At 71.2% G+C, this 11168-nt stretch carries 8 protein-coding genes and 1 pseudogene; 7 read left to right on the forward strand and 2 right to left on the reverse strand.

The genetic code is table 11. The features are described 5' to 3' along the window. The 7 genes and pseudogenes from sucA to ACTB72_RS17330 all read left to right on the forward strand — a co-directional run. A pseudogene (sucA, locus tag ACTB72_RS17300) lies at nucleotides 1-823 on the forward strand (2-oxoglutarate dehydrogenase E1 component); the annotation flags it as partial. A gap of 13 nt (nucleotides 824-836) precedes the next feature. After that, entirely contained in the window at nucleotides 837-2381 is a 1545-nt protein-coding gene (odhB, locus tag ACTB72_RS17305; protein ID WP_463038257.1) for a 2-oxoglutarate dehydrogenase complex dihydrolipoyllysine-residue succinyltransferase, read from the forward strand. 95 nt (nucleotides 2382-2476) lie between these two features. Next, entirely contained in the window at nucleotides 2477-2965 is a 489-nt protein-coding gene (locus tag ACTB72_RS17310) for a PaaI family thioesterase (RefSeq protein ID WP_463038258.1), read from the forward strand. Further along, nucleotides 2962-3351 (forward strand): MAPEG family protein, encoded by a 390-nt coding sequence (locus tag ACTB72_RS17315; protein ID WP_463038259.1) that lies wholly within the window; start codon nucleotides 2962-2964, stop codon nucleotides 3349-3351. The genes ACTB72_RS17310 and ACTB72_RS17315 overlap by 4 nt, the downstream gene beginning before the upstream one ends. 51 nt (nucleotides 3352-3402) lie before the next feature. Continuing rightward, nucleotides 3403-4797, forward strand: a complete 1395-nt coding sequence (gene lpdA / locus ACTB72_RS17320; protein ID WP_463038260.1) for a dihydrolipoyl dehydrogenase — start codon at nucleotides 3403-3405, stop codon at nucleotides 4795-4797. A 250-nt stretch (nucleotides 4798-5047) separates the two neighbouring features. Further along, a complete protein-coding gene (locus tag ACTB72_RS17325; RefSeq protein ID WP_463038261.1) occupies nucleotides 5048-5980 on the forward strand; it encodes a pseudouridine-5'-phosphate glycosidase in 933 nt (310 codons plus the stop codon). Further along, nucleotides 5977-6861, forward strand: coding sequence for a carbohydrate kinase family protein (locus ACTB72_RS17330; protein WP_463038262.1), 885 nt, complete (start codon nucleotides 5977-5979; stop codon nucleotides 6859-6861). The genes ACTB72_RS17325 and ACTB72_RS17330 overlap by 4 nt, the downstream gene beginning before the upstream one ends. A gap of 291 nt (nucleotides 6862-7152) precedes the next feature. Here ACTB72_RS17330 and ACTB72_RS17335 read toward each other — a convergent pair whose 3' ends face one another. Together ACTB72_RS17335 and ACTB72_RS17340 are read right to left on the reverse strand one after the other, a co-directional pair. Beyond that, nucleotides 7153-9885, reverse strand: coding sequence for a DNA translocase FtsK (locus ACTB72_RS17335; RefSeq protein WP_463038263.1), 2733 nt, complete (start codon nucleotides 9883-9885; stop codon nucleotides 7153-7155). Nucleotides 9886-9901: 16 nt separating this feature from the next. Next, the gene (locus tag ACTB72_RS17340; protein WP_463038264.1) at nucleotides 9902-11113 is read right to left on the reverse strand and encodes an aminotransferase class I/II-fold pyridoxal phosphate-dependent enzyme; all 1212 of its coding nucleotides are present in this window, start codon (nucleotides 11111-11113) and stop codon (nucleotides 9902-9904) included. Nucleotides 11114-11168 lie beyond the last annotated feature (55 nt).

Raw genomic sequence — 11168 nt, forward strand, 5'->3', positions numbered from 1 at the left:
CTATTCGCTGGCCGAGCCCAACACCCTGACCATCTGGGAGGCGCAGTTCGGCGACTTCGCCAACGGCGCCCAGATCATGATCGACCAGTTCGTGTCGTCCGGCGAGCGCAAGTGGCTGCGCATGTCCGGGCTGGTGATGCTGCTGCCCCATGGCTACGAGGGCCAGGGGCCGGAGCATTCCTCGGCCCGCCTCGAGCGGTTCCTGCAGATGTCGGCGGAAGACAACTGGATCGTCGCCAACTGCTCGACGCCGGCGAACTACTTCCACATCCTGCGTCGCCAGATCCACCGCACCTTCCGCAAGCCGCTGGTGATCATGACGCCGAAGTCGCTGCTGCGTCACAAGAAGGCCGTGTCGTCGCTGGACATGCTGGCCACCGGCTCCAGTTTCCACCGGGTGCTGTGGGACGATGCGGAAAAGGGCTCGTCCGAGCTGACGCTGAAGCCCGACGCGGAGATCAAGCGCGTGGTGATCAGCTCCGGCAAGGTCTACTATGATCTGCTCGACAAGCGCGACGCGGAGGGGCGCGACGACGTCTACCTGCTGCGGCTGGAGCAGTTCTATCCGTTCCCGGCGATCTCGCTGACCAAGGAGCTGTCGCGCTTCAAGGATGCGGAAATCGTCTGGTGTCAGGAAGAGCCGAAGAACCAGGGCGCCTGGACCTTCGTGGAACCGAATATCGAATGGGTGCTCGGGCGCATCGGCGCCGCTCATGGCCGTCCCCGCTATGCGGGTCGCGCGGCCTCGGCGTCGCCGGCGACCGGGCTCGCCTCAAAGCATCGCCAGGAGCAGGAGACGCTGCTCTCCGACGCGCTCGGCTGAAGGAGTTCAGACTATGACCGTTGAAGTGAGGGTTCCGACCCTCGGCGAAAGCGTCACCGAGGCGACCGTGGCCACCTGGTTCAAGAAGCCGGGCGACGCGGTGGCCGTGGATGAGATGCTCTGCGAGCTGGAGACCGACAAGGTCACGGTGGAGGTTCCGTCCCCCGCCGCCGGCAAGATGGGCGAGATCGTCGCGGCCGAGGGCGAGACCGTCGGGGTCAACGCCCTGCTCGCCACGGTGACCGAGGGCGAGGGCGCGGCCCCCGCCCCCAAGCCTGCGGCCAAGGCCGATGCGCCCGCCGACTCCGCCCCCGCCCCCAAGGCGGATGGCGGCGCCGGCGAGACGGTGGACGTCAAGGTTCCGTCGCTGGGCGAAAGCGTGACCGAGGCCACCGTCTCCACCTGGTTCAAGAAGGTGGGCGACACGGTCGCGGTCGACGAGATGCTGTGCGAGCTGGAGACCGACAAGGTCTCGGTCGAAGCGCCGAGCCCGGTGGCCGGCGTGATCGCGGAGATCCTGGTGGGCGAAGGCGAGACGGTCGCCGCCGGCGGCCTGCTGGCCCGGGTGACCTCGGGCGCCGGCGCTTCCGCCGCGCCCGCCGCGTCGTCCCCGGCCCCCGCGGCCTCGGCCCCGTCCGGCTCGGGTTCGGGTTCGGCCAAGGACGTGGAGGACGCGCCCTCGGCCAGGAAGGCGATGACCGAAGCCGGCCTGAAATCCGGCGACGTGCAGGGCACCGGCCGCGACGGTCGGGTGATGAAGGAGGACGTGCAGAAGGCCGTCTCCCAGAAATCCGCGCCCGCGCCGACCGCCTCCCCCGCCCCCCGCGCCCCCCGCGCCCCCGTCGCCGCCTCGGACGCGGAGCGGGAGGAGCGGGTGCGCATGACGCGCCTGCGCCAGACCATCGCGCGCCGGCTGAAGGACGCGCAGAACACCGCCGCGATGCTGACCACCTACAATGAGGTGGACATGTCGGCGGTGATGGACCTGCGCAACGAATACAAGGGCGTGTTCGAGAAGAAGCACGGCGTGAAGCTGGGCTTCATGTCGTTCTTCGTGAAGGCCTGCATCCACGCGCTTCAGGAAGTGCCGGATGTGAACGCCGAGATCGACGGGACCGAGCTGGTCTACAAGAACTACTACCACATCGGCGTCGCCGTCGGCACGCCGTCGGGGCTGGTGGTGCCGGTGGTCCGCGACGCCGACGCGCTGTCGTTCTCGGGGATCGAGAAGAAGATCGGCGAGCTCGGCCTGCGCGCCCGCGACGGCAAGCTGTCGATGGCGGAGATGCAGGGCGGCACCTTCACCATCTCCAACGGCGGCGTCTACGGATCCTTGATGTCGTCCCCGATCCTGAACCCGCCGCAGTCGGGCATCCTGGGCATGCACAAGATCCAGGAGCGTCCGGTGGTGGTCGGCGGCCAGATCGTGATCCGGCCGATGATGTACCTGGCGCTGAGCTACGACCACCGCGTCGTGGACGGCAAGGGCGCGGTGACCTTCCTCGTCCGGGTGAAGGAAGCCCTCGAGGATCCGCGCCGCCTGCTGATGGATCTCTGATCCCTGCGCCCCAACACCCCGGCGCCGCCCCCTTCGCGGGGCGGCGCGCACCCGACGCGGCGGCTCTCCGCCCTCCCCGAACCAAGGCGCCGAGCATGACCCTCGATTTCGCCGCCCGCATCGTGGCCGAGCCCCGCAACCCCGATTTCCGAGAGGACGGCGCCGCGCGCCTCGCGCTGCACCCGATCTTCAAGGCCATCGGCCTGGTCCCGGTGTCGCTCGACCCGGGCCAGGCGGTGATCGAGATCCCGCTGAGCGACAGCCAGGAAGGCCCTGTCGGGCATTTCGCGGCAGGCTCGGTCGGCACGCTCGGCGACGTGGCGGCGATGCATTCGGTGCTGACCCTGCAGCCCAAGGGCACCCGGATGGCGACGCTGGATTTCACCGTGAAGATGTGCGCGCCTGCCAAGGGCGTCCGCCTGCGGGCGGTGGGCCGGGTGATGCAGCTCGGCCGCTCGACTTCCGTCGGCGCGGCGGATGTCTACGCCATCGCCGCCGACGGGACCGCCACGCTCTGTGGCGCGGTGCTGGCCACCGGCCGGGTCTACCTGCCGCGTGAGACCGTCGCGGAGGAAGCGGCATGAGCGTCGAGATCACGGTCCTCGCGCTCGGCGGCCTGCTGGCGGTGTTCCAGCTCTGCCTGATGGCGGTCCCGGTCAACATGCAGCTCGGCTCGCGCTGGACCTCGGGCCCGCGCGACGAGCCGCGCACGGTCGCCGGCGTGCCTGGACGCCTGCACCGCGCCTCCACCAACATGCTGGAGGCGCTGCCGCTTTTCGCAGCCGCCGCGGTGGCGGTGGTGATGGCCGACAAATCCTCGGCCCTGACCGAGGGCTGCGCGATCCTGTGGCTCGTCGCCCGGATCGCCTATGTGCCGCTCTACGCCTTCGGGATCGGCCCGTGGCGTAGCATCGTTTGGATGATCGCCCTTCTCTGCGCGACGCTGATGCTGATCGCCGCGCTGCTCTGAGGGGCTTGGAACAACCCGGAACGGGTCCGCGGACCCGAAAAGGAGGACAGGATGTCGGACTACGACGTGATCGTGATCGGCGGCGGCCCCGGCGGCTATTACTGCGCGATCCGCGCGGCCCAGCTCGGTCTCAAGGCGGCCTGCGTGGAAAGCCGCGCGACGCTCGGCGGCACCTGCCTCAACGTGGGCTGCATCCCCTCCAAGGCGATGCTGCATTCGTCCGAGATGGTGCATGAGACCGAAGCCAATTTCTCCAAGATGGGGATTTCGGTGGAGGGGGTGTCGGTCGATGTGCCGAAGATGCTCGCCTACAAGCAGTCGACCATCGACGCCAACACCGGCGGCATCGAGTTCCTGTTCAAGAAGAACAAGGTCAAGTGGCTCAAGGGCTTCGGCAAGGTCACCGCGAAGGGCGAAGTGACGGTCGAGGGCGAGAGCGGCGGGGTCTACAAGGCCAAGTCCATCGTCATCGCCACCGGCTCCGACGTCGCCGTGCCACCCTTCGTGACGCTGGACGAGAAGCGGATCGTGTCGTCCACCGGCGCGCTGGAGCTGACGGAGATCCCCAAATCGATGGTGGTCATCGGCGCCGGCGTGATCGGGCTCGAGCTCGGCTCGGTCTGGAAGCGGCTGGGCGCGGATGTGCAGGTGATCGAGTATCTCGACCAGATCACGCCCGGCATGGACGGCGAGATCTGCAAGCAGTTCCAGAAGCTGCTGACCAAGCAGGGTCTGAAATTCACCCTCGGCGCCGCGGTGCAGTCGGTGGAGGCGGGCGAGCGCCTGACCGTCAACTACAAGCTGCGCAAGGATGACAGCGAGCATTCGGTGGAGGCCGACGTGGTGCTCGTCGCCACCGGGCGCAAACCGCATACGGACGGCCTCGGCCTCGAGGAGATGGGGATCGAGCTCGATCCGCGCGGCCGCATCGTGGTCGACGATCATTTCCGCACGCGGCTCGAGGGCTGCTACGCCATCGGCGATGTGATCGCGGGGCCGATGCTGGCCCACAAGGCCGAGGACGAGGGCGGCGCGGTGGCCGAGATCATCGCGGGTCAGGCGGGTCACGTGAACTACGACGTGATCCCGTCGGTGATCTACACCAGCCCGGAGGTCGCCGCGGTCGGCAAGACCGAGGAGCAGCTGAAGGAGGAAGGCCGCGCCTACAAGGTCGGCAAGTTTCCCTTCATGGGCAACGCGCGGGCCAAGGCCAATTTCCAGGGCGACGGCTTCGTGAAGATCCTGGCGGACAAGGAGACGGACCGGATTCTGGGCGCGCATATCATCGGCCCGGCGGCGGGCGACCTGATCCACGAGGTCTGCGTGGCGATGGAATTCGGCGCGGCGGCCGAGGATCTGGCCCGCACCTGCCACGCCCACCCGACCTATTCCGAAGCGGTGAAGGAAGCCGCGATGGCCTGCGGCGACGGCGCCATCCACGCCTGACCCGTGGTCCCCGCGCCCGATTCCCCGCGCCCGATGTCGGCGCGGGGACCCGGAACGCGGGAGCCGCGCGTCGACCGTGACCCGGGTTGCTCGGCGCGCCCGCGCGGCGCGGCCCCGGGGGCGCCGGCGGGGACGTCTCCCGGTTGCGAGCCGTGGCCTCGGCGCGTCGAGGGTTTGCATCCCGGCGCGCGGCGCTTATCACCCGGCTCCGCGCCCCAAGGGGCCCCGCCGACCGCGCAAGGAGCCGACCATGCCCGCTCATCCCGACCTGCGCCTCACCCAAGAAGTCGCCGAGGCCCTCGCCTCCGGCGCCCCCGTGGTGGCGCTGGAGACCGCGATCGTCACGCACGGGATGCCGATCCCGACCAATCTCGAGACCGCCCGCGCGGTGGAGGCCGAGGTCCGCGCCGCCGGCGCCGTGCCGGCCACCGTGGCGGTGATCGACGGGGTGCTGCGGGCCGGGCTGTCGGATGCCGAGCTGCAGGCCCTGGCCGCGCTGCCTGCGGGCGTGCGCAAGGCCTCCGCCAAGGATCTGGGCGCCGCCATCGCCGCCGGGGCCTCGGCCGGGACCACGGTCGCCGCGACCATGCGGATCGCGGCGCTGGCCGGCATCGAGATCTTCGCGACAGGCGGCATCGGCGGGGTGCATCGGGGAGCGGAGGCGAGCTATGACGTCTCGGCCGACCTGCCCGAGCTCGCCGCCTCCCCGGTGGCGGTGATCTGCGCGGGGGCGAAGTCGATCCTCGATCTGCCCAAGACCCTGGAATATCTGGAGACGGCGGGCGTGCCGGTGCTGGGCCATGGCACGGCCGAGTTCCCGGCGTTTTTCTCGCGCCATAGCGGATTGAATCTCGACGCCGCCCTCGACGGGCCCGAGGCGCTGGCCGCCGCTTTCGCCGCGCATCGCCGCGTCGGCGGCAAGGGCGCGCTGATCTGCAACCCGATCGCGGAGGCGGACGAGATCCCCGCCGCGGAAATCGCCGCCTTCATCGACCAGGCGGTGGCCGAGGCCGCGGCGCAAGGCATCGGCGGCAAGGCGGTCACCCCCTTCCTGCTCGGCCGGGTTCTGGCGCTGACCGGGGGGCGCAGCCTGATCGCCAACATGGCGCTGGTCCGCGACAACGCCCGCCTCGCCGGCCGCATGGCGGTGGCGCTGGCGGACCTTCGCCGGGCCGCCGGGTGACCCCTCCGCCCGGCCATGTTCTGGTGGTCGGCGACGTGATGCGCGACGTGCTGGTGCGGCCCGAAGGGCCGCCTGTGCGCGGCGCCGACCGCCGGGCCGAGATCCGCTTCGCTCCCGGCGGCTCGGGCGCCAACCAGGCGGCGTGGCTGGCCGCGCTTGGCGTGCCGACCGTCTTCGTGGGCCGGGTCGGGGCCGACGACCGCGCCTCGCTGGAGGCCGAGTTCCGCACTGTCGGCGTCACACCGCGCCTCGCCGCGGATCCGCAGGCCCCGACCGGCGCCCTCGTCGTCCTGATCGACCCCGCGGACGGCGAGCGCAGCTTCCTCACCGCCCGGGGGGCCAATGACCGGCTCTGCGCCGCGGATCTTCCGCAGACGCTGCTGGACGGGGCCGCGCTTCTGCATGTCTCAGGCTACGCGATGGTGGCGGAGGGACCGCGGGCCGCCGTCTCCGCCCTTGTCGCGCAGGCCTTGGCGCGGGCGATCCCGGTCAGCGTCGATCCGGGCTCCGCCTCGTTCCTGGCCGAGATCGGGGCGCCCCGCTTCCTCGCCGCCATCGAGGGCGCGACGGTCCTGTTCCCCAATCGCGACGAGGCCGAGGCGCTGGCAGGCGCCGGCGCCGCGGCGGACCTCGCCAGGCGCTTCACAATTCTGGCGATCAAGAACGGAGCCGCCCCGGCGCGGGTCTATGAGGACGGCGTCCTGGTTGTCGAAGCCGCCCCGCCGCCCGCCGCCATGCGCGACAGCACCGGCGCGGGCGATGCCTTCGCCGCGGGGTTTCTCGCGTCCTGGCTGGGGGGCGCCGCGCCGCTCGCCTGCCTCATCCATGCCCACGCCACCGCGGCGCGCGCCATCGGGCAACTCGGCGCCCGCCCGGCCTGATCGCGAGTCTGCGGGCGGGTCAAGGCTCGCGCAGCGACCGGCGAAGCCGGCTCGGCCTTGAGGCGGCCGGAGACTCGCAGACGCTCGGACAAGGCCCCCCTGGGGGCCGTCTCAGCAAACCGGCGCTCTTCCCCGCCAAATGCGAAAACGTCGCCAATTTCTGGGTAGGCCGCCATCCCGCTCCCCTCTCCCCCTCGGGGGAGAGGGACAGGGTGAGGGGGGCGCCCCGCAGGCCGCCTGCGGCCGGAGAAGCAGGCTTGCCCGGAACGGGCGCCGAAAGGTCCGGCCCGCTCAGACCTCGCCGACCATGATGTCCCGCTTGCCGACCTTGTTGGCCGGAGACACCACGCCCTGCTCCTCCATCTGCTCCACCAGCCGCGCCGCGCGCTGGTAGCCGATGGCCAGCTTGCGCTGGATGTAGGAGGTCGAGCACTTCTGGTCCCGCGCGACGATCGCCACAGCCCGGTCGTAGAGTTCGGCCTCGCTCTCGTCGCCCGACAGCCCCAGCACCGCATCGATCTCGGAGGCCTGGTCCTCGTCCGGCCCGTCGGTGACCCCGCCGATATAGGACGGCTCGCCCTGGGCCTTGAGGTGCATCACCACCTCCTCGACCTCCTCGTCCGACACGAACGGCCCGTGCACGCGGGTCACGCGGCCGCCGCCGGCCATGTAGAGCATGTCGCCCATGCCCAAGAGCTGCTCGGCCCCCTGCTCGCCCAGAATGGTGCGGCTGTCGATCTTGGAGGTCACCTGGAACGAGATCCGGGTCGGGAAGTTGGCCTTGATGGTGCCGGTGATCACGTCGACCGAAGGCCGCTGCGTCGCCATGATGATGTGGATGCCGGACGCGCGGGCCATCTGGGCGAGGCGCTGGATGCAGGCCTCGATCTCCTTGCCCGCCACCATCATCAGGTCGGCCATCTCGTCGACCACGACCACGATGAAGGGCAGCTCCTCGGGCTCGAATTCCTGGGTTTCGAACACCGGCTCGCCGGTATCCTCGTCGAAGCCGGTCTGCAGGGTGCGGGTGAAGGCCTCGCCCTTGGCGACCGCGTCGCGGACCCGCTGGTTGTAGCCCTCTATGTTGCGCACCCCCATGCGCGACATCTTCTTGTAGCGGTCCTCCATCTCGGCGACCGTCCACTTGAGCGCGACCACCGCCTTCTTGGGATCGGTCACAACCGGCGACAGCAGATGCGGGATGCCGTCATAGACCGACAGTTCCAGCATCTTGGGGTCGATCATGATCATCCGGCACTCCTTGGGCGACAGCCGGTAGAGCAGCGACAGGATCATGACGTTGATCGCCACCGACTTGCCGGAGCCGGTGGTGCCGGCGATCAGCAGATGGGGCATGCGGGCGAGGTTCGCCACGATCGGCGCGCCGGCGATGTCCTTGCCGAGCGCGATCAGCAGACGCTCCTTCGCGTCCCCGAAGGCGCGGGCGGCGAAGAGCTCGCGCAGCAGAACCTTCTCGCGGATCTCGTTGGGAAGCTCGATGCCGATGATCGAGCGGCCGGGCACGGTGGAGACGCGGGCCGCCAGCGCCGACATCGAGCGGGCGATGTCGTCCGCGAGCCCGATGACGCGCGAGGCCTTCAGGCCAGGCGCCGGCTCCAGCTCGTACATGGTGACCACGGGACCGGGGGAGACCTTCACGATCTCGCCGCGGATGCCGTAATCGTCCAGCACCGCCTCCAGCATCCGCGCGTTCTCCTCCAGCGCCTCGGTGGAGTGCTGGGGACGCTCGATGCGGGCGGGGTTCTGCAGCAGCGACAGCGGCGGGGCGGACCAGCCGCCTTCGGCGGCGTCGTCGAGGGCGAGCATCGGCTCAGCCTCCGCCGCGGCGCGACGGCTCATCGCGGGGGCCCGGGGCGGAACGGCGACTTCGGCGCGCGGGTAGGAAGGGGGCGCGGGCCGGGGCGGCGCGTCCGGATCGAAGGCGGCGCCGATGGCGCGCGAGGTGATCGTCGGCTCGCGATGTGTCGGGGCGGCGGGGGCGACGGCCACGCGGTGCGCCGCGGGCTCGGCCCGCAGGACCGGCGAGGGCAGCGGCGCGTCGTCGTCGTCGCCGTCGGTGGCGTATTCCAGCACCGGGGCGGCGGCGGGCGCGGGCTCGATCCGGCGGGCGACGGCGCGGATGCGGTCCATGACGCTGGGCTCGCCCGCGACGGGCGGAGGGGCGGCGCGGGTGGTCAGCTGCGGCTCGTCGAGCGCGTCGTCATAGAGCGCTTCGTCCTCCTCCTCCACCGCCGGCTCATGGCGCGCGGCGGCGCCGATCGGCGGCGGGGCGCCGAGGCGCGAGGACCGCGGCTCGGCCGGCTTGCGGCTGCGGCGCGCGATGGCGGACGCGCCGCCGCCGACCAGGCGCAGCGCCAGCCCGAGCGCCCAGCGCAGCCCGCCGGTCATCCAGCGCCGCAGCGCCCCCATCTCCTCCGCGTCCGCGCCGAGCGACAACAGGCCCAGCGCCGCGGCGCAGAACCCCAGCCCCAACGACAGCGCCAGCATGGTCAGCTCCAGCGGCCAGGGCGAACGCGCGGCGAGCGTGCGCCCGGCGCCGTCGCCGATCAGCCCGCCGAGGCCATAGGGATGCGGCCAGGTCTCGGGCGGAATATGGGTCGAGAGCGCGGCGGAGGCGGCCAGCACCGCGAGCGGCGACAGCAGAAGGCGCGACCAGGCCCGATGCTCGCCCTGATGGACCACCAGCCGCCAGCCCCAGACCCCGATCAGCAGCGGCAGCATCCACGCGCCCAGCCCCAGCGTGCGCATCAGCGGGTCGGCCACATAGGCCCCCGGCATCCCCAGCCAGTTGGTGGCGCCGCCGCCGGCCATGTTGAAGAAGGACGGATCCTCGGACGAATAGCTCGCCAGCATCAGCGCCGTGGCCACCGCGACGCAGGCCAGCGCCAGCCCCGCCAGCTCCGCCGCCCGGCGGCGCAGCGCCTCGGACCAGCTTTCCGGCAGGAAGCTGTCGCGGGGCTCGCGTTCGTAATCGTCGAGGTCGGAGCGGGAGAACAGGGCCATGGGAATTCGTCTCCGTTCAACCGAGGTGATCGCGGATCAGGGTCAGGCCCCGTTCCACGTCTTCGGGGCCTTCGACCAGCGCGATGCGGACATAGCGGGCGCCCGGGTCGCCGCCGCCCAGCCAGTCCGGGGAAGGGCGCGAGAGATAGGCGCCGGGCAGCACCCGCACCCCGGTCTCGCGCCATAGCTTCACGGTCGCGGCCTCCCCGTCGCCATGGCGGGCGGAGACGTCGAGCCACACGAAGAACCCGGCCTCGGGCGGGCGGTAGCCCTCCATGTTGCCGAGGATCCGGTCGGCCATGGCGAATTTCTGCGCGTAGATCGCGCGGGAGGCGTCCACGTGCGCCTCGTCCGCCCAGACCGCGGCGGAGGCCATCTGGATCGGACCGGGCAGCGGCGCGCCGGCATAGGCGCGCAGTTTGCGCATCGCCGCGATGGTTTTGGGACCGCCCGCGCAGAACCCCGACCGGATGCCGGGCAGGTTGGAGCGTTTTGAGAGCGAGTGGAACGCCAGCACCCGCTCCGGATCCGCGCCCATGGCGACGGCGGCCTGCAGGGAGGAGGGCGGCGGGGTCCCGCGGTGGATCTCGGAATAGCACTCGTCCGCGAAAATCCGGAAATCGTGCTTTTCGGCCAGCGCGATGAGCGCCGTCCACTGCGCCTGCGTCGCCACCGCGCCCTGCGGGTTGGCGGGCGAGCAGAGGTAGACGGCCGCGGTGCGGTCGAGCAGCGCCGGGGGCAGCGAGGCGTAATCGGGCAGGAAGCCGGTCGCGGCCTCCGCCGGCACATAGATCGGCTCGGCCCCCACCGTCAGCGCGGCGACGGCGTAGCACTGGTAGAACGGGTTGGGGATCAGGACGGCGGGCCGCTCGCCGTTCTTGCGCTCGGGCACGAGGGCGAGGCAGGCGGCGAACAGCCCCTCGCGCGTGCCGTTGAGCGGGAAGACGTGGCGGTCGGGGTCGGTCCAGCTCTCGGGCAAGCCGAAGCGGGAGCGCAGCCAGCCGGCGATGGCGGCGCGCAGCTCGGGATAGCCTTCGTTGGGCGGATAACGACCGTAGAGGTCGGCATGACGCGCCAAAGCCTCGCCCAGGAAGGGCGGCAGGGCGTGACGGGGCTCTCCCAGCGACATGGGGAGCAGAGGGCCGCCGGCGGCGACGCCCTCGATGAGCGCGCGGAGACGCGGAAACGCGTATTCCGGCAGATCCGAGAACCGCTCGGGCTGCTGCATGTGCCTTGCCTCATGTTGGGCGCCGTCGTTGGTCGCGGCGCCTCGCGCGGAAAAG

This window comes from Albimonas sp. (assembly GCF_055129145.1).

What these genes read in the sequence shown, in the direction of transcription:
- odhB (WP_463038257.1), top strand. Translation starts at nt 837, where the DNA reads ATGACCGTTGAAGTGAGGGTTCCGACCCTCGGCGAAAGCGTCACCGAG.
- ACTB72_RS17310 (WP_463038258.1), top strand. Translation starts at nt 2,477, where the DNA reads ATGACCCTCGATTTCGCCGCCCGCATCGTGGCCGAGCCCCGCAACCCC.
- ACTB72_RS17315 (WP_463038259.1), top strand. Translation starts at nt 2,962, where the DNA reads ATGAGCGTCGAGATCACGGTCCTCGCGCTCGGCGGCCTGCTGGCGGTG.
- lpdA (WP_463038260.1), top strand. Translation starts at nt 3,403, where the DNA reads ATGTCGGACTACGACGTGATCGTGATCGGCGGCGGCCCCGGCGGCTAT.
- ACTB72_RS17325 (WP_463038261.1), top strand. Translation starts at nt 5,048, where the DNA reads ATGCCCGCTCATCCCGACCTGCGCCTCACCCAAGAAGTCGCCGAGGCC.
- ACTB72_RS17335 (WP_463038263.1), bottom strand. Translation starts at nt 9,885, where the DNA reads ATGGCCCTGTTCTCCCGCTCCGACCTCGACGATTACGAACGCGAGCCC.
- ACTB72_RS17340 (WP_463038264.1), bottom strand. Translation starts at nt 11,113, where the DNA reads ATGCAGCAGCCCGAGCGGTTCTCGGATCTGCCGGAATACGCGTTTCCG.